We start from the raw sequence: 23,136 nt of genomic DNA on the forward strand, positions 1-23,136 counted from the left end.
CAGCTTCCGGTTGCCACGCAGCGTTTGCGCAGCGGCAATAACCAGTTTTTGCGCATTCTGACGCAATGACCTGTCGTGCCGCTGCAATAGCGGGCAGATGACGACAGCCTCTCTTCCATCATTGTACATCGTCGCTGGCTGGTGCTGATGGCCTGAGGTTGAATGCCACAAAACCTCAGGAGAGAGAAGATGAAAGGAGTTGGCTGGAGGCTGTTTGGGGTGGCGCTGGGGTTCGTCCTCTGTCCGGCGCACAGCGCCCTGTGTCCGGTCTGGACCCCCATCCGGGCGGAGAAAGAGATCGCTCGCCTGCAGCAGCAGCTGCAACACTGGGACGAGGCCTACTATCAGCAGGGGCAGAGCCCGGTGGCGGACAGCGATTACGATGCGCTGCAGCAGCGCCTGAATCACTGGCAGCACTGCTTCAGTCCTTCGCAGCCTGCTTATACACCGCAACTGCCGAACAAGGGAGAGCATCTGCATCCGGTTGCGCATACCGGCGTGAAAAAGCTGCGGGACAAGCTGGCTCTGGCCTACTGGATGCAGGGACGGCACGATCTCTGGGTACAGCCGAAAGTCGATGGCATTGCTGTTTCGCTGGTTTATCGCCAGGGCCGGCTGGTTTCCCTGTTGAGTCGCGGCGATGGCTTACGCGGTGAAGAGTGGCTGAGTAAAGCCGCTGAGATTCCGGCGATCCCACAGCATATCGACACCCGCCTTGACGAGGTGGTGCTGCAGGGTGAGCTCTTCCTGTCGATGACCGGTCATCAGCAGGCAACGGATGGCGGCAGGAATGCGCGCGCGCAGGTGGCGGGTGCCATGATGAGCAAAACGCGGGCTCCGCTGCGGAAGTCGCTCAATATCTTTATCTGGGCCTGGCCCGATGGTCCCGCCGCAATGACGGAACGCCTGCAGCAACTCAGCCGCTGGGGACTGGGTGTGGCGGAAAAATGGAGTCACCGGGTAAACGACGAAGAGGATGTCGCCGCCTGGCGAACGCGCTGGTTCCATGCTGCGCTGCCTTTTGTGACTGACGGTGTGGTGGTACATCAGGCCCGGCGACCTGCGGGTAAAAACTGGCTGCCGGGCGAGGGGAGCTGGGCCGTTGCCTGGAAATATGATCCTCCTGAAGTGAGCGCGGAAGTGCTCTCGGTCGATTTCCCCATCGGCCGGACCGGTAAAATCGCGGCGGTTCTCAATCTGCAGCCGGTTCAGCTGGATGATAAGACCGTCAGACGGGTCAGCGTCGGATCGCTGCGTCGCTGGCAGGAGATGGACATCGTTGCAGGCGATCTGATTACGCTGAGCCTGGCGGGCCAGGGTATTCCCCGGCTGGAGCGGGTGATCTGGCGCGTGGCAGAACGGCACTACCCTCAGCCTCCCGATGCGGCGCGCTACACGCCGCTGAGCTGTTTCACCTTCAGTGCCGCATGTCAGAAACAGCTGCTGGCAAAATTACGCTGGCTCAGCCAGAAAGCGGTGCTGAATATTCCGGGCGTAGAGCGCAGCACCTGGCTGCGCTTACTGGAAAGCGGCGCAATGACGCACCTCTTTGGCTGGCTGACGTTAACACCGGAACAGATCGCCGCCGCAACAGGCCTCTCTCCGGAACGGGCAAAGGCGATCTGGCACCGCTTTAATCTCACCCGCCAGCAGCCGCTTCGCCGCTGGGTGGCGGCGTCCGGCGTTTCACTGCCACGCAAGGCGCTGAACACGCTGCCCGACAGGCAGTGGGAAAGCTTAACGCAGCGGGATGTGATGGCCTGGCAGACCCTGCCGGGTGTGGGCGCAGCACTGGCCCGGCGCCTCGTTGCGCAGTTTCATGATGCCCGGCTGCAGGCCGTGATCGCGTTCCTGCAGCAGCAGAACATCCCCGCTTCCTCAATGCTCGGGATGGGGATAGTTGAAAATGGGCAAACCGAGACGGAAGCGCAGCGCCAGTAAGCGCGCAAAGAATCCGAACAGCAGAGTAATGATGATGACGGCTTCATGCGCCAGGGTTGTTTTCAGCAGCAGGATATACATCCAGCCCGAGGCGAAGGCGATACCGGCGTAGAGCTCTTTCTGAAACACCAGCGGAATGCGATTGCAGAACATGTCGCGCAATACGCCGCCGAAGACACCCGTAATCACCGCGCTGATGGCGGCAATAATCATGGCATGTCCGGAATCCAGCGCAACCTGTGCGCCAATGATGGAGAAGACCACCAGGCCCAGCGCATCCAGCACCAGAAACACTTTGCGCAGGTGTGTCATCAGGGGAGCCACAAATGTCGTCACCACCGCTGCTGCCGCAACGATCATGATGTATTCAGGGTGCTTCACCCAGCCCAGCGGATAGTGACCGAGCAGAATATCGCGCACCGACCCGCCGCCAATGGCGGTCACCGAGGCGATAATAATGACGCCGAACAGATCCATTTTGCGGCGACCGGCCGCCAGCGCGCCGGTCATGGCTTCGGCGGTAATACCAATGATGTAGAGAACAGTCAGTAACATAGCAGGCTCCAGTGAGACGGCGACAAGGCTACGGCATTACCTTAGCGCCAGCGACTGAGATTTTCTGGCGAGCGGCGTCCGGGATGAGCGCAGTTTATACCAGCCAGCGATGGCGTCAGCATATAAAGGCTCTCTGACGAGCGGACTGAGCTGAACGCATGAGAAAATCTGAGATGAAGGCGCAGAGATCCGGGGCATGTTTCTGTCCGGATTGCGCTTACGCAGAACGGGGGACGTCGTGACCGCAAAGGCTTTTTCGCTACCCGGCGAAGATTCATCCGGACAGGAAGGAATAAGCAGAGGTGAGGATAGAGGAAATAACCGGTCACAGGGAAAAGATATCCGGCGCAATAAAAAAGAAAGGCGTGCTGGTTAACAGCACGCCAACGCATCGTTTCGGATGCTCAGAGCCCACCTTACAGACTTATTATATTATTTGTTTCTTGCACGAATTTTAGCAAAGGCATTCAGGCTAAAACGATATTCTGGCTGGAACCATGAACGACCGTAGTAGCAGTAAATCAGCATGCGAATAGACGCCATCGCCAGATAACCCCAGATTGCACATAATACGGAAGGTGTCAGCCAGACGGTAAATAAGGTCACGCCCAGTCCGACCAGTACTGACGATGTTTCCGCAAAGGCGATACGAGTGTACTGTTTTTCGCGCTGTAATATCGCACGATAATGCTGGCCCTGTGGAATAATAATAAAGACCACTGAGACCATCTGCAGCATTAATGCCAGCTCGGGCTGATCAAACAGGTTACTGAGCAGATGGCTGCCAGAAAAGAGCAGGCCAAATATTGCCACACCCACCAGGACATTCCCCCAGTAAAGGATGGACAGATCATTAATCGAGAGCATGCAGCGGCGGATCAGTGAGTTTGAGAAGCCCCGATCGGCCAGCGTATCGATAGCCAGCAGAGCAATCACGGCGATCGCCAGCAGGTTAAGTTCGTTTGCCTGCAGAATCTGCGCCAGCAACGAAAGCTGCAGAACGCCGATGCCAATAATTTTAATGGAAGAGAGCAGAGACCATTTTGCGCTATTAAGACTGCTTTCGCGTATTGCCATAATATACTCGTTAGAGTCCGGCGACTCTGTGAGAATGTTGTCTTTGTGCAACGGCAAGAGATGATTGCTGTGACACCGTTAATGAGTGCAATTCTTTCTGAGCGGAGTCCTGGAGAAATTTATCAGGCTTGCCCTGTTATTATGTGCTGCTTTAAATAATCCTGGAAAGTATCCCTGGTAAAGCCCCTGTTTCGTGTCATGGCGGAATTCCCTGCTATCACAAAGAATTCCGCCAGATCACGAATAAACCCTGTTGTTTTTTTATATTCTCCTGCCAGCATCCTTGCGGCAAACTCAACGCTTTCATTTAAAGATTCGCTGAGCGGTCCATGACTTTTTACTGCTTTATCATTATGGGTATTGCTGTGTGTGAAATGATTTATACATTGTTTTATTTAATTTAACACCATAAGAAAAGTCTGATAACGGGGCCGCAGAAATAAATGGTTTCACTTTGTGCATGATAAATATTAAATCCTCAGTGGTGGCATAATAAACGCCGATTAAGGATTAATGTGTGCAGGAAACAATCAAAACATGCAGGAGACATTAAAAGCCCTGAAATCCCGGGGAATCCCTGCTTCTGACAGGGTTTTCCCAGGAATTTTCCTGGAAGGGAAGCTTAAGCAGGGTTGTTACTAATGGTGAAGGCGCGGTCACCAATCAGATAAGTGCTTTATGCTTTATCCGCGCAAATTTTTCTGTTTTTTTTCATTACCGGCCAGCCATAATTACAGCAAGAAATCGCGCTAAGTTATTGATTTACTGAGTCAGCAAATGATTGAGTTTTTCCAGATCGTTGCTAACCCATTCAATATCCTGCTTAAATTTCTCATCAGAGGTAAATGGCTGGCGATAGACTGTCACCATCACTTCGGCGCCCTGTTCATTCGCTATCACGCGCATAGGCACGTAAATCTCCCTGCCAGAGCCGCTATCAATCCAGTGATCCATCACACCAAACGGATTATGGGGCGAGAAACGGAGCTTCACATTTCCCTGCGGGCCTTTAGCACGCCAGCGATTGCCATCAGGTTCTAACGCGCTGTGCGTCAGGCCGGAAGCCCACTTAGGAAAAAATTCGGGCTTCCAGATGGTTTCATAGAGATCTAACCAGTGGCGCGGAATCGTCAGGCTCAGCGTGCGCGAGGAGAGCATATAACCTCCGGGGGAGAAGCAAAAAAACATTAAAGCACGGCCACCGGTATGTTAAAACGTTGTAACGACAGAAGTGTGGTGCTGGCAGGGTTTCGTACAGGGCGCAGACAGCATAAGGCGCTGTCTGCAACGGATTCAGATGAAGTTACCACGCGCAGACACCGCCTGTTCTTCACTCTGGCCGGTGGCGTGACGCAGAACAAAGCCATCTGACTGGGCCATTACGGCGCAGCTGTGATTGGGGAAAATGCGCAGCAGCGTGCCGACTTCAGGGCGATGATGCTGATAGAGCAGGAACCCATGTTCTTCCGATAGTTTCGTAACCTCATAGGTCTGACCTGCTTCATCCACGGCAATGCCAAAGCCGCTGGCATTGGTGCCGTGCGGCCCTTTATCCGAACTCAGCATTTTTGATCCTGCATCCACAATCACAAAGTGATCGTTCACCGCGACCACACGGGTAATCACGCTCATTGCCAGCTGATCGACGTGGCTTAAACCGAGACGGCAGGCGGTCAGATCCAGCAGGGCATAATTGCCGGGCCGGATTTCCCTGGTGCCGGGCGCAATATCTGCCGCCAGCGCGGTCGGGGTTGAGCCGACAGAAACAGGGCAGTCGCCAAAACCGGCAGCCTGCAATTTTGCCTGCAGTCGCAGCATCAGGATCATTTCCTGTCGGGCAATCTCAGCAATGGCCGTAGCCTCACCGGCACCATAAGCGTGACCGGCATGCGACACCAGTCCGGCAAAACGTAACCCTTTGTCCCGCAACGCCTGCGCTATCTCCACAGCTGCATCGCTCTCAGGATTGACGCCAATCCGGTGTAAACCGACATCAACTTTAATCGCCACCGCCAGTTCGCATTGCGGTTGCTGCTGCCAGGCCGCAGCTATCGCCTCCACACCCTGCAGTCTGTCCGCAATCAGTGTGACTTTCGCCTGGTGCTGCACGGCGAGACGCAGTAATTCTGCCACGCTCTGTGGTTGCACTACCGGATAGGCTAACAGCAGATCGCGAATGCCACCCTGAATGAAGGTGATGCCTTCGCTGGGTTTAGAAACGGTGACGCCCTGTGCGCCGAGCGCAAGCTGCTGCAGAGCAATCCAGACGCTTTTATGCGTTTTGATATGAGGGCGAAGCGCAACGCCGGCCGCCTGTGCTTTTTGCTGCATCTGCTGCAGGTTCTGCTCCAGCCGCGCTGCATCCACTTCAATATAGGGGGTGAGGCGGTCATCAATCAGCGGACGCTGCCACTGCTGTTTATCGTTGATATCCATATGAAAATCCGACCTTGAGGTAATAAGGGTGTTTATGATTGCTGAATTAACGATCTGATACCAGTCTGCCCACTCGCCGCGTGAGGCCGGACAGCAGAAATGACAGGAACAGGTTAAGCAAAGCCCGGCAGGGAACCGGAAGAAGGCGTGAACGCCAGACTGCAGGAAGGAGAAGCTGAAAAAATAAAGCAGGCGCGTGGCCTGCTTTATCCGTTAACTCAGACGTAGAGCGATGCTTCACCCGGTGGCCGGGTTTTGAAGCGACGATGCAGCCAGAGATACTGCTCAGGCGCACGCAGGATCTGATTCTCAATGACTTTATTCATATAAGCCGCGGCCGCTGCCTCATCCGTATGCGGGTAATTTTCCAGCATCGGTTCAATGATCAGGTGGTAGCCATAATTATCGGGATTACGGATCAGCATAATCGGCACCATCGCGGGCTTCGCCAGACGTGACAGGACAAATGTCCCGTTGGTGGTGGCGGCTTTTTCTACCGCAAACAGTGGCGCAAAGGTGCTGCCTTTAGGGCCGTAATCCTGGTCCGGTGCAAACCAGACCGATTCACCCTGTTTCAGCGCATGCACCATACCGCGCAGGTCGCGACGGTCGATCATCGCTTTGTTTGAGCGCATCCGACCCCGGGTCTGTACATACTCCATCGCCTGATTGTTATGCGGGCGATACATTGCCATCATCGGCTGGCAGAGACCGCTGATGCGACCGCCCAGTTCCAGCGACATAAAATGCACGCCAATCAGCATCACGCCACGCTTTTCGTTCTGCGCCGCATGAAGATTTGCCATCCCGGTGACATTAAACAGACGCCTTACGGCACGATCTGACCAGAACCAGGCGATACCGGTTTCTGCCAGTGCCATGCCCAGTGAGGCAAAATTGCCGGCGATCATCGCCTCTGTTTTTTCTTCACTGATGCCCGGAAAGCAGAGTTCAATATTCCGGCGAGTGATGCGCTCGCGACGCTGCAGGAAATGACGGGAGATCTTGCCTGCACCGGCACCCAGACGCATAAGAAGAGGGTAGGGAAGCTGGACGATGAGCCACAGCACACTAAGACCAAACCAGGTAAACCAATAACGCGGATGCAGCAGCGAGCTGCTAAATTTTCCGGTGTTTTTCATTAAAACCTTCATGAGATAAATGGATGCATCGCATAAAGAACACTTCCATAAAGTCTCCAGGCGCTACAGCTGTACTGATTTCGACCAGCACTTTATCAAAAAGTGCCTTCAAAGAAAGGGAAACTACTGACTCCACAGGATTGACCAGTTTCATGGAGCGAGCGCATTGAGGGTGTTCAGAAGAGGATTTTATGGAAAAGTCTCTTTAATTCAGTGCATTAGAAAATGTGGTTCTGAAAGGAAAAACGTGACAAATGACCGTTCAGGAACAGTCCGGAAATGATTATTTATCTATCTTTACGAAATCCCGCGGCACTTAAGCAGCACGATCCTTCTGTATGCCACTACATCTCAGCCCACCTTGTACAAAAAGTGAGTAAGCTGCCATCGCTGACGCTTACTCACTTTCCATCGAATAAAGGCTTACGTGACATTAAGAATCTGAACGTTGATTAATATTTAAATATCCTTAATTTTCAATTACTTAATTTGATTTTATATGGATAGTTAAAGTTTCACTCCTCAATTAACCCCTCCATTTTTTGCAGTGACTATCTGGTCATCTTAAGGCTCTAATGGTGGTCGTAAATCGTTCACCCTTGATGAGTTCACCAGAAGGTTTTCGATAGTAAGATTCACCATCAAAACGATAGTAAGTGTAGCCATCCTTAGTTTTAGTAATGTCCATGAGCCAGTTTGATTTGTCTATACAATTTTCTTTTGTCTTCATGTCATCGAAGCAAAACAAGTAATCAATATCATGATCTGGAAATAAGCCAGAGTTCTTAGGGGCAAGCTTTTGATACTTACCGTTAAAGTTCCAGATTGAAACATTGTAAGTTTCAGGCGAAGAGATGGTTTTAACACCATTGTTATCCCACCATTTTATTTTATTACTATCAGTGAAAGGGATGTTTTCAGCTAACAGTTCTCTGTTAACACCCGAGCCGTGAATAGCGATAATTTTAGGAGAGCTAAAAAACATTAAGTAAAAAAAAGAAAGTACGATTAATAAAAATATGGAGAATAAAATTTTTCTGGTTCTCATCGATTCCTCCGGCCACTAATTTCTAATACTGCTTTCATATTTGTAAAAAAGGGTTTGTAGGCGAATTTTTCCCATTGTTGAAGTACAAACCAGATACGAAATGCTCTTATATAATGAAACTTCATACTTGTGATATCAGTTTTGTCGAGACCAAAATGATCTTGTCCTGTAAAAGTTACTTTAGCTACATAACCACTATCAGTTATATCCAGTTGTGTGAGTTGTATATTCGTAGCATATATATCATGTATTGACATGCCTAAACCATTAAAGCTATCAGCCCATCTGTTGAATCTGGGAAGTCTTGATTTACTTATTCCCACAGTTAATGCATTTTTAGCATCATCAGATAAGCCATTTTTTGAATCATTGGCAAACTTATCCAGGATTGACTGGATAATTGAAAGAGGTGAAGATGAAGAGGATTTATCATTCAATATTAAACTCTCATATGCCCTATCCAGAAAGGGGCTGGAATAGCTTTTTCCATTGCCGTGATAAAGATGCTTTACGAGATTGTTGAATATTTGGTGCTGTCCAAGATAATATGCAGGCATAGAAACACGAAGAAACTCATTGAAAAGAAGTTCAGCCATTTCTGCTCTGGATTTTTGACGGGTATCCCGGAATGAGTTGAAGATTGATACTTCTTTTCCAGTCCAGGGATCAACCACTTCAGAAACATCATCCAGACCCAAATCGCCTCTGAGTTGCTTCTCAGTAAGATCACCACACTTCATATCATCAGTACTATAATCGTTAAACTTATGCTTTGTTTGATAGATCGTAGCAGGCAACGTTAATACTGACATGATAACCTCCTTGTGATATCAATATTTCGTACTCTATTTTAATATAATTAAAACTTTCAGAATCGATACATCTGTAAAAACTGAACCCTTGTTTATTACAGTTCAGTTCATAAAGCTACCACTCTAAAGATAGAACCGATCCCTGCAATGTTAAACGGCATAATTGAGAAAGTGAAGTGGTGTGTGTCTCACTTTTCATTTTGATTCGGTTTTTCCTGCTGAATTAACCGGAACTCAGGACCTATTTAAAAGCCCATTTAACATGGGCTTATGGATATTCATGGATGGGAGTGGAAATTATTCGATATTCTGAATCTGCTCACGCATCTGCTCGATCAGCACTTTCAGCTCAATGGCTGACGCGGTGATATCGGCGTTAATCGATTTTGACGCCAGCGTGTTTGATTCGCGATTAAACTCCTGCATCATGAAATCGAGACGACGGCCCACGGCCTCTTTCTTTTTCAGGATGTTGTAAGTCTCTTTAACGTGCGCATCCAGACGATCCAGCTCTTCAGCGACGTCAACACGCTGCGCCATCATCACCAGCTCCTGCTCAAGGCGATTATTTTCCAGCTGGACTTCCGCATCTTCCAGCTTAGCGACGAGGCGCTCGCGCTGCCATTTGATCACTTCAGGCATCTGTGCGCGAACCTTACTGACTTCCTGTGAAACGCCTTCCAGACGCTGTTCAATCATCGCTTTCAGCGCGGTGCCTTCGCTTTCGCGAGCCGCAACGAAGTTATCCAGCGCATTATCCAGCGCCTGCAATAACTGCGTGTTGATGGCATCCAGATCCTGCTCCTGGGCAGACATCACGCCAGGCCAGCGCAGAATATCCAGCGGATTAATCGCACCTTCATCGCTCTGCATTTTGACCCAGTTAGCGGCCTGAACCAGCTGTTTTGCCAGCGTTTCGTTCAGCATCAGCTCGCCCTGTGCGCTGGGATCGGCGTCATAACGCAGGTTGCACTCGATTTTCCCGCGCGTCAGACGCTGGCGAATGCGCTCGCGGATAACCGGCTCCAGCCCGCGAAACTGTTCCGGCAGGCGGATGTAGGTTTCCAGATAACGCTGGTTCACGGAACGCAGCTCCCAGGCGGCGCTGCCCCATTCGCCTTTGGCTTCGCTGCGGGCATAAGCGGTCATACTGCGGATCATAAGTGGCACTCTTTTACGGAAAGATGGGTGAAGTATAGCGAGGCGAGCCACGGCATAACAGGCATAAGCGTCTCACAGGGCAATAACGAACGCTTTACGCCTTCAGTGACAGCCACTTATGATGACCACTGACCCCCTGTGTGAGGATTACTGATCGATGTCTCGCGTGATTGCTCTTCCTGTTATGCTGGCGCTGCTGCTGTCAGGTTGCCAGACTCGCCATCCGGCACCCACTAAACCGCAACCGATCTGCGCGGGTGGCGACATGATGATGCAGACCACCTTGTGGTTTGGACTGAGCAAGCCTGATGGCGGTTCGGTCAGCTCACTCGACTGGATGAACTTCGTGGACAATGAGGTCACGCCACGCTTCAAAGCGGGCCTGTCGGTTTATGACGCTAAAGGTCAGTGGCTGGGGGAAAACGGGAAGCTGGCACGAGAAAACAGTAAAGCGCTGATGTTGATCCACGGCATCGATCCCGCCATCAACCATGATATTGAGGCGCTACGCAGCCTCTATAAAAAACGCTTTCATCAGGAGTCGGTCATGCGGGTGGATGCGCCCGTCTGTGTCGGGTTCTAGGGCGAAGGGGCGGCAGAGCCACCGCCCCTGCATCATCAGATAAACAGACCGGCAAAAGCCGCAGAGAGCAGGCTGACCAGCGTAGAGCCGTAAACCAGCTTCCAGCCAAAGCGGGACACCACATTACCCTGCGTCTCGTTCAGGCCTTTTATTGCTCCCGCCACGATGCCGATTGAGGCGAAGTTGGCGAAGGAGACCAGGAAGACCGACAGAATCCCCAGTCCGCGTGCGCTCATACCTGCCGCTACCTTCTGCAGCTCGATCATCGCCACAAACTCATTTGCCACCAGCTTGGTCGCCATAATGCTGGCCGCCTGCAGGGCATCGGCTTTGGGAATGCCAATCAGCCATGCCAGCGGATAGAACAGATAGCCGAGCAGCTGCTGGAAGCTGTACCCGAACAGCGCCGCGAACAGCGCATTAACGGCAGCAATCAGGGCGATAAAGCCAATCAGCATGGCCAGAATGATCATGGCCACTTTGAAACCCGCCAGGATGTACTCGCCGAGCATCTCGAAGAAACTCTGCTCTTCATGCAGTTTTTCCAGGGCGATAGGCTGCTCATCCTGCTGTTTCATCGGGTTGATAATCGACAGGATAATAAAGGTGCTGAACATGTTAAGCAGCAGTGCGGCAACCACATACTTTGCTTCGATCATCGACATGTAGGCGCCGACAATCGACAGCGACACGGTAGACATCGCGGTCGCCGCCATGGTGTACATCCGGCGCGGCGGGATATCTCCGAGGATCCCTTTATAGGCGATAAAGTTTTCCGACTGACCGAGAATCAGCGTGCTGACGGCATTGAACGATTCCAGCTTGCCCATACCGTTAATTTTCGACAGCAGCGTTCCGAAAATACGGATCAGCAGCGGCAGGATACGCCAGTGCTGCAATATGCCGATCAGCGCGGAAATAAAGACAATCGGGCAGAGCACGCCGAGGAAAATAAAGGCCAGCCCCTGTTTGCTCATGCCGCCAAACACGAACTCCGTGCCCTGTGCAGCGAAGCCCAGCAATGTCTCAAAGAAGCCGGCGAACGAACTGACCAGCGCCAGCCCTCCGGCAGAGTGAAGGAAGAACCAACCCAGCGCGGCTTCCACCACAATCAGTTGAATAATAAAGCGCAGGCGAATCTGTTTACGGTCATGACTGACCAGCAGCGCAAGGGCGAAAATCACCACCAGCGCCAGCAGGAAATGAAGAATGGCGGCCATATGTCTTTTTAATCAGAGTGAAAGGAACGCGCATTTAGCCACAGCTGGCGCGGAATTTCATCTGAAGCCTGCGCCCGACCAGCGCAAGAGACAGCGGGCATGGAAGTCCGTATAATGCGCAGCCAATCATTAGCAAGCCGGAGATAACCCATGCGTCCAGCAGGCCGTCGCGCACAGCAGGTGCGTCCAGTCACATTGACCCGCAATTACACCAAACACGCAGAGGGTTCCGTTCTGGTGGAGTTCGGCGAAACGAAAGTGCTTTGCACTGCCTCCGTAGACGAAGGGGTTCCGCGTTTCCTTAAAGGGCAGGGCCAGGGCTGGATAACAGCTGAATATGGCATGCTGCCGCGTTCGACCCACAGCCGCATGGCGCGTGAGGCCGCAAAAGGCAAGCAGGGTGGTCGCACGCTGGAAATTCAGCGTCTGATTGCCCGCTCACTGCGCGCCGCCGTCGATCTGAAAGCGCTGGGAGAATTCACGATTACACTCGACTGTGACGTGATCCAGGCCGATGGCGGCACCCGCACCGCGTCCATCACCGGCGCCTGTGTGGCGCTGGCCGACGCGCTGAACAAACTGGTCGCCAGCGGCAAGCTGAAAGCCAATCCGATGAAAGGCATGGTCGCCGCTATTTCCGTAGGGATCGTGGCGGGCGAAGCGCTGTGCGATCTGGAGTATGTGGAAGATTCAGCCGCAGAAACCGACATGAACGTCGTGATGATGGAAGATGGCCGCATGATTGAGGTTCAGGGCACCGCCGAAGGCGAGCCGTTCAGCCATGAAGAGCTGCTGGCACTACTGGCGCTGGCACGCGGCGGAATTGAGGAGTTAATTCAGGCGCAGAAAGCGGCACTGAACAGTTGATGTAACAGGCGACCACAGAGTCGCCTTTTCTTTATTTGAGGAGTGAGAAATGAAAGCCTGGCAGCGTCAGTTTATTGAATTCGCCCTGAACAAACAGGTGCTGAAGTTCGGTGAGTTCACTTTAAAGTCCGGACGTAAAAGTCCCTATTTCTTTAACGCCGGTCTGTTTAACAGCGGACGGGATTTAGCGCTGCTGGGACGCTTCTACGCGCAGGCGCTGGTGGATGGCGCTGTCGATTTCGATCTGCTCTTTGGCCCGGCCTACAAAGGTATTCCGATTGCGACCACCACCGCGGTGGCGCTGGCGGATCATCATGACCGCGACGTGCCTTACTGCTTCAACCGCAAAGAAGCCAAAGATCACGGCGAAGGCGGCCTGCTGGTGGGCAGCCCGCTGCAGGGCAAAGTGATGCTGGTTGATGACGTGATCACCGCAGGTACGGCGATTCGTGAGTCGATGGATATCATTGGCGCGCACAACGCTACGCTGGCGGGCGTGCTGGTTTCGCTTGATCGTCAGGAGCGTGGCCGTGGTGACATGTCAGCCATTCAGGAAGTGGAACGTGATTATGGCTGTAAGGTGACGGCGATTATTACGCTGGCAGACCTGATTACGTGGCTGGAAGAGAAGCCGGAGATGGCCGATCACCTGGCTCAGGTGCGTGCCTATCAGCAGGCGTACGGGATTTAACCCGGGCGGGCGTGATGCCCGCCTTTGTTCAGACCAGCTGGGCCGCGATAAGTGGCCAGCGGCTATCGAAGTCTGCGGTAGGACTGAAGCGAAACTCCGAGCGGACATAGCGCGACAGTAAGCCTTCACAAAAGGCCAGCAGCTGACTCGCCAGCAGCGCTTCATCAGCCTGAAAGGCTTTACCCTCACGCATTTTACGCTCACGCATGACCTGCCGCAGCTGCACTTCAATCCGCTCATACAGCTGGTTGATGCGTCCCTGCAGCCGGTCCTGCTCAAACATCAGCGCATGACCGGTCAGAATGCGCGTCAGTCCCGGATTACGCTCACCAAAACCCAGAATCAATTGCACGATCAGACGCAGCCGCGTCATGGTCTCTTTTTCATCTTTGAGGATCAGATTGATGCGGGTAATGAGACTGTCTTCGATAAACTCGATCAGACTGTCGAACATCCGTGTTTTGCTGGGAAAGTGACGATAGAGCGCCGCTTCGGATACGCCTACATTGGCTGCCAGTTTGGCTGTGGTAATACGCTGACTGCCATCACCGGACTGCAGCATCTGCGCCAGCGCCTGCAAAATCTCTTCACGACGATTTCGCTTCACGACTTTTTTTTCTGCCATGACCTTAAAAACCCCTGAAATTCACCTGAAACAGGCAACACCTACGCATCTGCCACAAGAACGCGTCTCATGGCGATGAGGAAAAATAACGGGCGTAAGTGAAAGTCGGTAATACGGGTTACTGGCGGCCTGAGTGGCCGAAGCCGCCTTCGCCGCGCAGGCTGGCGTCAAACTCTTCTACCAGATTAAATTCCGCCTGCACTACCGGAACGAAGACCAGTTGCGCCATGCGGTCGCCAGGCTGCAGTGAGAAGCTTTCCTGACCGCGGTTCCAGACGGAAACCATCAGCTGTCCCTGATAGTCGGAGTCAATCAGACCGACCAGGTTGCCCAGCACGATGCCATGCTTATGGCCAAGGCCGGAGCGCGGCAGGATGACTGCGGCCAGATCGGGATCGGCAATATGAATCGCCAGACCGGTCGGAACCAGCGTCGTGGTGCCCGGTGCGATGTCGAGAACATCATCAATACAGGCGCGTAAATCTAACCCAGCGGAACCTGACGTGGCGTAGGTCGGCAGCGGAAATTCTTTGCCGACGCGCGCATCGAGGATTTTAACGTCTATTTTTTTCATCATAACGGCTGACAATCTCGTCTATTAATTGTTGGCCAAGGAGAGACTTATCGCTGAGCGGTAAGCGCTTTTCTCCATCCTGCCAAAAAAGGTGAAGAGCATTGGTGTCGCTATTAAACCCCTGTCCGGTTTGAGCGACGTTGTTAGCGCAGATCAGATCCAGATTCTTGCGCACCCGTTTTTGCCGGGCGTATTCTTCCACATTCTGTGTTTCAGCAGCAAATCCAACGACGAATGGCCGGTTTTCCTGAAGTGCGGCGACGCCGGCAACAATGTCGGGATTCTTTATCAGGTTCAGCGTGACGGTATCATCGCCGCCCTGTTTCTTGATTTTATCGGCCGCAATATCGGCTGCCCGGTAGTCTGCCACGGCTGCGCTTGCAATGAAAATATGTTGTTTATCTATCTCACCCATCACGGCAGCCTGCATCTCCAGCGCGCTGGTGACATCAATGCGCCGCACGCCGGCAGGGGCTGACAACGTGACCGGGCCGCTGACCAGCGTAACCGTTGCGCCGCGTCGGGCGGCGGCGGCGGCAATCGCAAACCCCATTTTTCCGGAGCTGTGGTTGGTGATGTAGCGCACCGGGTCGAGCGCCTCACGGGTCGGACCGGCGGTAATCATAATGTTGAGATGTTGCAGATCGTTGACGGGGGTGGCCCACGTGACCGCATGGTCCACAATCGCCAGCGGATCGAGCATCCGGCCGGGGCCGACATCGCCGCAGGCCTGGCTGCCGCTGTCCGGCCCCCAGATCAGCACGCCACGCGCCTGTAACTGCTCCAGGTTGTGCTGCGTCACCGCCGCGCGATACATCTGCTGATTCATGGCGGGTACCACGGCCACGGGCGAGGCGGTCGCTAACACGGCGGTGGTCACCAGATCGTTTGCCATACCGGCGGTAATACGGGCTATCAGATCAGCCGTCGCCGGTGCCAGTACAATCAGGTCGGCCCACTTTGCCAGCTCAATGTGACCCATCGCGGCTTCCGCCGCCGGGTCGAGCAGATCGTCAAACACCGGATAGCCGGAGACGGCCTGCAGGCTGAGCGGCGTAATAAACGCCTTCGCGCCCTGCGTCATCATGACGCGGACATCGGCACCGCGATCGCGCAGGCGGCGCACCAGCTCCGGAGTTTTATAAGCAGCAATGCCGCCGCTTACGCCAAGAAGAATTTTTTTGCCGGCTAATCCCATCATGATGTTGGCCTCACTAAGCTCTCTGCCGCACGGGGCGGCGAATGCACGGACTTTATCACAAAAGTGCGGATGCGCCTTTTCACGGACTGCGTTTGCGAGCCGCCTCGAAGATTGTGGCTGCGCTGATGGCACCCCGGGCATGGCTGGGTCATGCTGGGGTTGATCTCAGGGAGAGCAGACATGAAAAACAGTGGACCACGGGAAAAACTGCAGAAGCTGGGCGCGCATGCCCTCAGCGATACCGAACTGCTGGCCATTTTTCTCCGCACCGGCTCGCCGGGGCAGAACGTCATTGAGCTGGCCGGACAGATGCTGCAGGAGTTTGGCTCGCTTTATCAGCTGATGACATCGGGCAAGGCGGCTTTCAGTAACATAAAAGGCGTTGGTGATGCCAAACTGGCCCAGCTGCACGCGATTGCCGAACTGGCGAAGCGTTTCTTCGCCAGCAAGCTGGCGCGCGAAAGCGTCATGGAAAATCCCCAGATCACCCGCCAGTATCTGCAAAGTTTATTAGCCCATCAGGAGCGCGAGATCTTTATGGCCCTCTTTCTGGATAATCAGCACCGGGTGCTGCGGGCACAAAAAATGTTCTCGGGGTCGATTAACAGTGTGGAAGTGCACCCACGCGAGATCGTCCGGGAGGCGCTGAAGCTCAACGCCGCCGCGCTGATTCTGGCGCATAACCATCCGTCGGGCATGGCGGAACCGAGCCGGGCTGACCGCCAGGTGACCCATAAAGTCAGCGAAGCCTGTCAGCTTCTCGACATCCGCCTGCTCGATCATCTGGTGATAGGTCATGGCGAATATGTCTCCTTTGCTGAGCGGGGATGGCTCTGATAGCGGGAAAATTCGCGCCAGGTGGCGGCTTTTTGCCCGATCATTCGGGATCTTTATCTGTTCGGGACTTGAGCACTTGGGCTGAGCGGCGTATACTACGCCACCTTTGAGAATCTCGGGTTTGGCGGTTAGGCCAGCTTAGCGGGTTCCATGGAACTCGCCTGGCGGGCTGCAAGCCTGACGAGGCGGCCAAAACCTAATTTTTAAAGCTCGAGCTGATTTGATTTTTGGAGAATAGACATGTCACGAGTCTGCCAGGTAACTGGAAAGCGTCCGGTGACCGGTAACAACCGTTCCCACGCAATGAACGCGACGAAACGCCGTTTCCTTCCGAACCTGCACTCACACCGTTTTTGGGTTGAGAGCGAGAAGCGCTTCGTTACTCTGCGTGTATCTGTAAAAGGTATGCGTATTATTGATAAAAAGGGCATTGATACGGTGTTAGCCGACATGCGTGCCCGTGGTGAGAAGTACTAAGAGTACTAAGGAACTGAATCATGGCTAAAGGTATTCGTGAGAAGATCAAGCTGGTTTCCTCTGCTGGTACAGGTCACTTCTATACCACCACGAAGAACAAACGTACTAAACCAGAGAAGCTGGAACTGAAAAAGTTCGATCCGGTTGTACGTCAGCATGTGATCTACAAAGAAGCTAAAATTAAGTAATTTTAGTGTTCTGCTAAAAACCCGGCTCCGGCCGGGTTTTTTGTTTGTGTAAAACGCTGAGGAGAGGGTATGCCAGAGTTGCCAGAGGTTGAAACCAGCCGGCGCGGTATCGAGCCGCATTTGGTGGGTGAAACCATCCTTCACGCCGTGGTGCGTAATTCCCGTCTGCGCTGGCCTGTTTCACAGGAGATCCATGCGCTAAGCGATCAGCCGGTGCTCAGCGTGCAGCGCCGGGCGAAATATCTGCTGCTGGAGCTGCCGCATGGCTGGATCATTATCCACCTGGGTATGTCCGGCAGCCTGCGCGTGCTGCCGGAAGAGCGGCCTGCGGAGAAGCATGACCATGTTGATTTGGTGATGAGCAACGGCAAAGTGCTGCGCTACACCGATCCACGGCGTTTTGGTGCCTGGCTCTGGAGCAGCGAACTGGCAGGCAGCAGCGTGCTGGCGCATCTGGGACCGGAGCCACTGAGCGACCAGTTTGACGCGGCTTACCTGTTTGAGAAGTCACGCGGCAAGCGAACGGTGATTAAGCAGTGGCTGATGGATAACAAAGTCGTGGTGGGGGTGGGCAACATCTACGCCAGCGAGTCACTGTTTACCGCCGGGATCCTGCCCGATCGTGCCGCCGGCAGTCTGTCGCAGGCGGAAGCAGAGCTGCTGGTCAACACCATCAAAGCGGTGCTGTTACGTTCCATTGAGCAGGGCGGAACCACGCTGCGGGATTTCTTACAGAGCGACGGTAAACCGGGCTATTTTGCGCAGCAGCTGCAGGTCTATGGCCGGGCAGGTGAGCCCTGCCGGGCCTGTGGAACACCCATTATCAGCGGCAGGCATGGGCAACGCAGCACCTACTGGTGCCCCCGCTGCCAGCACTAAGTCAGCTTAGCCAGCAATGCCTGATGGACGGGCGCGGACAGGAAGGCGGAGACATCACCACCGTGACGCGCCACCTCTTTGACCAGCGAAGAGGAGATAAACGAGAAGCCCTCAGACGGCATCAGGAAAACGCTCTCCAGCGTCGGCAGCAGGTGACGATTCATCTGCGCCAGCTGCATTTCATACTCAAAGTCTGACACCGCACGCAATCCGCGCACCAGCACATTCGCCTGCTGGTCTCGCGCAAAATTGGCCATCAGGTCGCTGAATCCTACCACCTTAACGTTGGGCAGATGGGCCACCATTTCACTCGCCAGCGCCACGCGCTCCTCCAGACTGAACAGCGGCTTTTTGCTGGGGCTGGCGGCAACGGCCAGAATAACCTGATCAAACATCTGCGCGGCCCGCGTCACGATGTCGAGATGCCCAAGCGTGACAGGATCAAATGTTCCGGGATAGATGGCTTTCGTGCTCATACCTGCCCTTTTTTCGCAGCCTGATTCAGCGCCCAGAGGGCGGCATATTTGTTAAAGGTATATTGTGCGTTGACCACCGCCAGTATCCAGCCCTGCTTTCCGTCGAGAAAACCGGCGCGCAGCAGCAGCGTTTTCACAAACGCGCCCAGGGTATGACCGAACAGCGAGAACAGACCGCAACGCTTACCACGCTGGTGGCGTTCCGTGGCCCAGGCTTCGGCATAGGCCAGTTGCTTACGCTGAAAAGCGATCAGATCGCGGCAGGTCAGATGCTGTAAATCGCCGGGTAACGCCACCACCGGTGCGCCGTCACGCTGCAGCGATTCATGCACCAGATTATCATTGTAGCGGAAGGTGCGCGGATAGAGCCGCAGCACGCGGTCAGGGTACCAGCCGCTGTGGCGCATAAAGCGCCCTAGAAACAGATTGCTGCGGCCCAGGCTGTAAATCGTGCGGCCCGGCGGCGCGATAAGCACCTGCTCAATCGCCGCGCGCAGTTCCGGTGTGACGCGCTCATCGGCATCAATCATCAGAATCATATCGCCGGTGGCATAGTGTTGCGCGCGCTGGCGCTGGATGCCATACCCCTGCCAGTCATCGCTGTGGTAGACCTTCGCGCCAGCTTGCGTGGCGATATCGGCACTGTTATCGTGACTGCCTGAATCCAGCACGATAATCTCATCCGCCCAGCTGACTGAAGCCAGACAGTCTGGCAGCAATTCCGCTTCATTTTTGGCGATCATAACGACTGAAAGACGCTGGCGTGCTGACATCAGTGAGCCCGTGGAGGTAAATGCGGTTCAAGTAACTGGAGCAGACGCTGTAAGGCACCCTGGTTCTGGTGCAGCACGTCCACGGCATGACGGCCGTAATAACGACGATAGTCATCATCCTGCAACAGGTTGGTGACCTCTTTTTCCAGCGAGAACACGTCGGTGACGGTAATCAGTCCCTGGCCTTCCTGCAATTTGCCGCAGATATCTTTGAAGTTCCAGATATGTGGCCCCATCAGAACCGGAATCGCGTGCGCTGCAGGCTCCAGTGGATTGTGTCCGCCGCGCTCCACCAGGCTGCCGCCGACAAACGCCAGATCGGCAATGCCGTAAAGCAGCATCAGTTCGCCCATCGAGTCGCCGATGACCACCTGGGTGGAGCCCGAGGGGATCTCGCCGCTGCTGCGCAGAATAAAGCTGAAGCCGCGCGACTGGGTCAGTTCACGCGCATCGTTAAAGCGTTCAGGATGACGCGGAACCAGAATCAGCAGCAGATCAGGGAACGTCTGCAGCAGGCGGCGGTGGGCATCCAGCACAATGGCCTCTTCGCCTTCGTGGGTGCTGGTGGCAATCCAGACCGGACGGCGTGGCGCCCACTGGCGACGCAGCGTGACGGCTCTGGCGGCCAGTTCTGGCGTGACAGAAATATCAAACTTCAGGCTGCCGGTGATCGCCAGCTGAGAGCGTTTCAGGCCCAGCTCCAGGAAGCGGTCGCCATCTTCACTGTTCTGCGCTGCTATCAGCGTGATGCTCTGCAACAGCCTGCGCATGAATTTACCCAGCTTGCGATAGCCTTTGGCGGATCGGGCTGAGAGGCGCGCGTTAGCGATCACCAGCGGAATGTTACGCTGATGCAGAATGCGGATGATGTTCGGCCACAGCTCGGTTTCCATGATGATCACCAGCCGGGGGTTGACCGTGTCCAGAAAACGATTAATCGATCCGGGCAGATCGTAAGGCAGATAGACATGGTGCACATCTTTGCCAAAGGCTGACTGCGCACGCTCAGAGCCGGTTGGCGTCATGGTCGTGACGGTAATCGGCAGGGTCGGGTAACGATGACGCAGCGCGCGCACCAGCGGCACTGCGGCCAGGGTTTCCCCCACGGAAACCGAATGCAGCACAATGCCGTCGGGCTTCACTTTGCCGACGCAATAGCCATAGCGCTCCGCCCAGCGTTTGCGATACGCCGGCGCTTTACGACCGCGCAGCCACAGGCGCAGCCAAATCAGTGGCTGAATAAAGTAGAGCAATGCGGTGTAAATGGTCGTCATAGTTACCGTTACAGCAGGTTCGCGTCTAAAAACAGGTTAAAATCAGATGGCGGCATGTTATCAGAAACCCCGCATGCACTCATCCCGGATTGTCAGTTGGTACTCAATACCTGTTGATAAAGCGAAGTCAGCGCCTGTGCCAGCCGTTGCGGGCCATAGGGTTCAACTTTACGCCGGGCCGCATCACCCATGCGTGAATCTTCCGTCAGCGGCGGAATGGCGCAAACAGCCTGATTTAATCCGTTGATATCCAGCGCATCACAGACGAAGCCCTCCTGACCGGCGGTAATAAACTCAGCCCCCCCGCAGCCGGTGCTGGTAATAACCGGCAGGCCGCAGGCCATCGCCTCCAGCACCACGTTAGGAAAAGGATCGTAGAGTGTGGGCAGCAGCAGGCCGTCCGCCGCGTGATAAAACGGCTGCACATCCTGCTGTACGCCAACAAAGCGCAGGCGATCCAGGCAGTTCAGCTGGTTAGCCAGCTGCTGATAACGCTGCAGCTGTTTATCCTGACCCACCACAATCAGGTAGCGGTCACTGGCGGCCAGCGCCTGAATCGCCGCTTTCAGCCCTTTGCGCTCAAAGCCGGAACCGACGTAAATCAGTACGGTGGCCGCATCCGGCAGCCCCAGCTGCTGGCGGGTCGCATGGCGGGTCGCTTCCGTGGCGGGCTGAAAACGACGGGCATCGATAGCGTTATGGATGACGTGAATTTTTCTGGCGTCGAGTGAGAAACAGCGCAGGATATCGCGCTTAACCATCTCAGAATTGCAGATCACCGCTTTCAGCGTCGGCGAATTAAACATCTCCGCTTCCGCCTGCAGAACGTAGCGATGATAGGGACTGAGGGTTGCGCTCAGTCGTTGCCACGGTGAGACGATGCGGGCGCGCTGCTCCAGCCAGACGCGATGCACGCCATCACCCGCGCGAAAGATGTCACAGCCAGCGATACGTTCATGACTCTGCACAATATCGAACTTTTCACGCTCCCAGCAGGCGCGTGCGGCACGGGCAAAGCCGCGCTCGCGGGAAACCCTGCCCAGCTTTGCAGGATTACAGATATGGAGATGCCAGTCCGGATTGGGCGTGCCCTGCCAGCTGCGGGTAATGATGTTGAGATCGAGCTGTTCGCTGCCCAGGGCTTCCAGCGCACGGGAGATAAAACGCTCAGCACCGCCATCCGGCCGGTATTTCTGCCGGACAATCGCCAGCCTTAACTTACTCATTCAGGAAGCTCCTCGCCGCCGCGACCACATCCTTCACCGGAATGGCTGACAGATAACGCTGATCCGTTCGGGTGTCGATAGAATCAGGTGAGGGCAGTGGGCCATAATCCCCCGCCCAGATGACATGGTTGTTGTTTCCCCATGGCCGCCAGTGCTGCAGCTTGGTCGGGCCAAACAGGGCGATACAGGGCGTTTCCAGCGCCGCCGCCATGTGCATCGGCGCGGAATCGACCCCGATAAACAGCGTGGCGTGATCGATAAGCGCCGCCAGCTGCGGCAGCGTAAACTGACCCGCCAGCGACACGACATCCGGCGAGGCGCACAGCGCGCGGATGCGGTTGATCATCGCCAGCTCCTGTTTGTCCGGCCCGGCGGTCAGCACCACCTTCCGTCCAGCCCGTGCCAGCTCATCGACCGTGGCGGCCACGCTCTCCTCTTCCCAGCATTTAAAGCCCCAGCGTGAGGTAGGCTGAACCACGATATAGGGGGTGGTCACCTGATGTTCTGACAGGCGGGTCAGCACGATCTGCTGGTCAGCGTCACTGTAGTGCATCGAAACGCGCGCATTGTCGCTGCTGATACCGAGCGGGGCCAGGGCGGACATGTTCTGCTCAACGGTATGCAGTCTGCTGTGATTATGCGTCGGGACCAGCCGGTTGTGACACCAGCGCCACAGGACGTTATCGCGTTTTTTAAAGGCGAAACCAATGCGCACCGGCGCAGCGGAGAGCCGGGTGATCAGCGCCGCACGCCACTGGTCTGCCAGATTAATCACCAGGTCATAATGGGCGTCACGGACGGCACGGATTAATGCCCGTTCATGGCCCAGCTTGCGCCAGGTGCCCTCCTGCTTCCATTTCCGGTCGATGACGTGCAGATGGCGGATAGCCGGATGCGCTTCCAGCATCGGGCGTGTCTCCTGATAGAGCAACACGTCGATATTGGCCTGCGGATAACGCGCATGCAGCGCATTGATGGCGGGCGTGGTGAGCAGCATGTCGCCGTGGTGGCGCAGCTTAATCAGTAAAATACGTTTTGGAGAGATGTTTGCTGGAGTCAGGCTGGCCATAAAC

26 protein-coding genes are annotated in these 23,136 nt (G+C 54.7%); 8 read left to right on the plus strand and 18 right to left on the minus strand.

What is annotated here, in order from left to right; translation table 11 throughout:
* Nucleotides 1-189 precede the first annotated feature (189 nt).
* Nucleotides 190-1,941: an NAD-dependent DNA ligase LigB gene (gene ligB / locus HFD92_RS18635; RefSeq protein ID WP_111207987.1), complete on the plus strand. Its 1,752-nt coding sequence runs from the start codon at nt 190-192 to the stop codon at nt 1,939-1,941.
* On the opposite strand, the gene HFD92_RS18640 is transcribed toward ligB, so the two are convergent.
* The 9 genes from HFD92_RS18640 to HFD92_RS18680 all read right to left on the minus strand — a co-directional run bounded on the left by HFD92_RS18640 (nt 1,879) and on the right by HFD92_RS18680 (nt 10,172).
* Nucleotides 1,879-2,496 carry a trimeric intracellular cation channel family protein gene (locus HFD92_RS18640; protein ID WP_009088129.1) on the minus strand — a complete coding sequence of 206 codons (618 nt, stop codon included), beginning with the start codon at nt 2,494-2,496 and terminating at the stop codon, nt 1,879-1,881. The genes ligB and HFD92_RS18640 overlap by 63 nt on opposite strands.
* A 432-nt stretch (nt 2,497-2,928) precedes the next feature.
* Entirely contained in the window at nt 2,929-3,573 is a 645-nt protein-coding gene (locus tag HFD92_RS18645; protein ID WP_167429475.1) for an oligosaccharide flippase family protein, read from the minus strand.
* 762 nt (nt 3,574-4,335) lie between these two features.
* The gene (locus HFD92_RS18650) at nt 4,336-4,731 is read right to left on the minus strand and encodes a hypothetical protein (RefSeq protein ID WP_009088126.1); all 396 of its coding nucleotides are present in this window, start codon (nt 4,729-4,731) and stop codon (nt 4,336-4,338) included.
* A 135-nt stretch (nt 4,732-4,866) separates the two neighbouring features.
* Nucleotides 4,867-6,009 carry an alanine racemase gene (locus HFD92_RS18655; protein WP_167429476.1) on the minus strand — a complete coding sequence of 381 codons (1,143 nt, stop codon included), beginning with the start codon at nt 6,007-6,009 and terminating at the stop codon, nt 4,867-4,869.
* A 218-nt stretch (nt 6,010-6,227) separates the two neighbouring features.
* On the minus strand, nt 6,228-7,151 hold the full coding sequence (lpxP, locus tag HFD92_RS18660; protein WP_009088122.1) for a kdo(2)-lipid IV(A) palmitoleoyltransferase: 924 nt from the start codon (nt 7,149-7,151) through the stop codon (nt 6,228-6,230).
* Nucleotides 7,129-7,305: a hypothetical protein gene (locus tag HFD92_RS18665; RefSeq protein ID WP_158000249.1), complete on the minus strand. Its 177-nt coding sequence runs from the start codon at nt 7,303-7,305 to the stop codon at nt 7,129-7,131. The genes lpxP and HFD92_RS18665 overlap by 23 nt, the downstream gene beginning before the upstream one ends.
* 405 nt (nt 7,306-7,710) lie before the next feature.
* Nucleotides 7,711-8,199 carry a DUF943 family protein gene (locus HFD92_RS18670; protein WP_111207985.1) on the minus strand — a complete coding sequence of 163 codons (489 nt, stop codon included), beginning with the start codon at nt 8,197-8,199 and terminating at the stop codon, nt 7,711-7,713.
* Nucleotides 8,196-9,011, minus strand: coding sequence for a DUF3289 family protein (locus HFD92_RS18675; RefSeq protein WP_167429477.1), 816 nt, complete (start codon nt 9,009-9,011; stop codon nt 8,196-8,198). The genes HFD92_RS18670 and HFD92_RS18675 overlap by 4 nt, the downstream gene beginning before the upstream one ends.
* A gap of 297 nt (nt 9,012-9,308) precedes the next feature.
* Complete coding sequence (locus HFD92_RS18680) at nt 9,309-10,172, minus strand: YicC/YloC family endoribonuclease (protein WP_009088118.1); 864 nt, start codon at nt 10,170-10,172, stop codon at nt 9,309-9,311.
* Nucleotides 10,173-10,329: 157 nt separating this feature from the next.
* On the opposite strand from HFD92_RS18680, the gene HFD92_RS18685 reads away from it, so the two are divergent.
* Nucleotides 10,330-10,755, plus strand: a complete 426-nt coding sequence (locus HFD92_RS18685; RefSeq protein ID WP_167429478.1) for a DUF3574 domain-containing protein — start codon at nt 10,330-10,332, stop codon at nt 10,753-10,755.
* Nucleotides 10,756-10,790: 35 nt separating this feature from the next.
* Here the strand turns inward: HFD92_RS18685 and HFD92_RS18690 are convergent, their stop codons facing one another.
* Nucleotides 10,791-11,975 carry a NupC/NupG family nucleoside CNT transporter gene (locus HFD92_RS18690; protein WP_046100862.1) on the minus strand — a complete coding sequence of 395 codons (1,185 nt, stop codon included), beginning with the start codon at nt 11,973-11,975 and terminating at the stop codon, nt 10,791-10,793.
* A gap of 150 nt (nt 11,976-12,125) precedes the next feature.
* Between HFD92_RS18690 and rph the strand changes: the two genes are divergently transcribed.
* Nucleotides 12,126-12,842 carry a ribonuclease PH gene (gene rph, locus HFD92_RS18695; RefSeq protein ID WP_009088115.1) on the plus strand — a complete coding sequence of 239 codons (717 nt, stop codon included), beginning with the start codon at nt 12,126-12,128 and terminating at the stop codon, nt 12,840-12,842.
* A 49-nt stretch (nt 12,843-12,891) separates the two neighbouring features.
* Nucleotides 12,892-13,533: an orotate phosphoribosyltransferase gene (gene pyrE / locus HFD92_RS18700; RefSeq protein WP_009088114.1), complete on the plus strand. Its 642-nt coding sequence runs from the start codon at nt 12,892-12,894 to the stop codon at nt 13,531-13,533.
* A 28-nt stretch (nt 13,534-13,561) separates the two neighbouring features.
* Here the strand turns inward: pyrE and slmA are convergent, their stop codons facing one another.
* The 3 genes from slmA to coaBC form a co-directional block, all read right to left on the minus strand.
* A complete protein-coding gene (gene slmA / locus HFD92_RS18705; protein WP_167429479.1) occupies nt 13,562-14,158 on the minus strand; it encodes a nucleoid occlusion factor SlmA in 597 nt (198 codons plus the stop codon).
* A 118-nt stretch (nt 14,159-14,276) separates the two neighbouring features.
* The gene (gene dut, locus HFD92_RS18710) at nt 14,277-14,735 is read right to left on the minus strand and encodes a dUTP diphosphatase (protein ID WP_033736106.1); all 459 of its coding nucleotides are present in this window, start codon (nt 14,733-14,735) and stop codon (nt 14,277-14,279) included.
* Complete coding sequence (gene coaBC, locus HFD92_RS18715) at nt 14,713-15,933, minus strand: bifunctional phosphopantothenoylcysteine decarboxylase/phosphopantothenate--cysteine ligase CoaBC (RefSeq protein WP_033736105.1); 1,221 nt, start codon at nt 15,931-15,933, stop codon at nt 14,713-14,715. Before coaBC ends, dut begins: the two co-directional genes overlap by 23 nt.
* 180 nt (nt 15,934-16,113) lie before the next feature.
* Between coaBC and radC the strand changes: the two genes are divergently transcribed.
* From radC to mutM, 4 genes are all read left to right on the plus strand, one after another.
* Nucleotides 16,114-16,770 (plus strand): DNA repair protein RadC, encoded by a 657-nt coding sequence (gene radC, locus HFD92_RS18720; RefSeq protein ID WP_009088110.1) that lies wholly within the window; start codon nt 16,114-16,116, stop codon nt 16,768-16,770.
* A 240-nt stretch (nt 16,771-17,010) separates the two neighbouring features.
* The gene (rpmB, locus tag HFD92_RS18725; RefSeq protein WP_006121249.1) at nt 17,011-17,247 is read left to right on the plus strand and encodes a 50S ribosomal protein L28; all 237 of its coding nucleotides are present in this window, start codon (nt 17,011-17,013) and stop codon (nt 17,245-17,247) included.
* Nucleotides 17,248-17,267: 20 nt separating this feature from the next.
* Complete coding sequence (gene rpmG, locus HFD92_RS18730) at nt 17,268-17,435, plus strand: 50S ribosomal protein L33 (protein ID WP_001051798.1); 168 nt, start codon at nt 17,268-17,270, stop codon at nt 17,433-17,435.
* Between the two features lie 69 nt (nt 17,436-17,504).
* Nucleotides 17,505-18,314 (plus strand): bifunctional DNA-formamidopyrimidine glycosylase/DNA-(apurinic or apyrimidinic site) lyase, encoded by an 810-nt coding sequence (gene mutM, locus HFD92_RS18735; RefSeq protein WP_009088108.1) that lies wholly within the window; start codon nt 17,505-17,507, stop codon nt 18,312-18,314.
* Here the strand turns inward: mutM and coaD are convergent.
* The 5 genes from coaD to rfaQ all read right to left on the minus strand — a co-directional run bounded on the left by coaD (nt 18,311) and on the right by rfaQ (nt 23,132).
* A complete protein-coding gene (coaD, locus tag HFD92_RS18740) occupies nt 18,311-18,790 on the minus strand; it encodes a pantetheine-phosphate adenylyltransferase (protein WP_167429480.1) in 480 nt (159 codons plus the stop codon). The two genes, mutM and coaD, sit on opposite strands and share 4 nt — an antisense overlap.
* The gene (locus tag HFD92_RS18745; protein ID WP_167429481.1) at nt 18,787-19,563 is read right to left on the minus strand and encodes a glycosyltransferase family 2 protein; all 777 of its coding nucleotides are present in this window, start codon (nt 19,561-19,563) and stop codon (nt 18,787-18,789) included. The genes coaD and HFD92_RS18745 overlap by 4 nt, the downstream gene beginning before the upstream one ends.
* A complete protein-coding gene (gene waaA, locus HFD92_RS18750; protein WP_009088102.1) occupies nt 19,563-20,837 on the minus strand; it encodes a lipid IV(A) 3-deoxy-D-manno-octulosonic acid transferase in 1,275 nt (424 codons plus the stop codon). The genes HFD92_RS18745 and waaA overlap by 1 nt, the downstream gene beginning before the upstream one ends.
* A 92-nt stretch (nt 20,838-20,929) precedes the next feature.
* On the minus strand, nt 20,930-22,063 hold the full coding sequence (locus tag HFD92_RS18755; RefSeq protein ID WP_167429482.1) for a glycosyltransferase family 4 protein: 1,134 nt from the start codon (nt 22,061-22,063) through the stop codon (nt 20,930-20,932).
* Nucleotides 22,056-23,132 carry a putative lipopolysaccharide heptosyltransferase III gene (gene rfaQ / locus HFD92_RS18760; RefSeq protein WP_167429483.1) on the minus strand — a complete coding sequence of 359 codons (1,077 nt, stop codon included), beginning with the start codon at nt 23,130-23,132 and terminating at the stop codon, nt 22,056-22,058. Before rfaQ ends, HFD92_RS18755 begins: the two co-directional genes overlap by 8 nt.
* Nucleotides 23,133-23,136: the final 4 nt, after the last annotated feature.

It is taken from the genome of Pantoea sp. EKM101V, assembly GCF_011800325.1.
GTDB classification, from domain to species: domain Bacteria; phylum Pseudomonadota; class Gammaproteobacteria; order Enterobacterales; family Enterobacteriaceae; genus Pantoea; species Pantoea anthophila.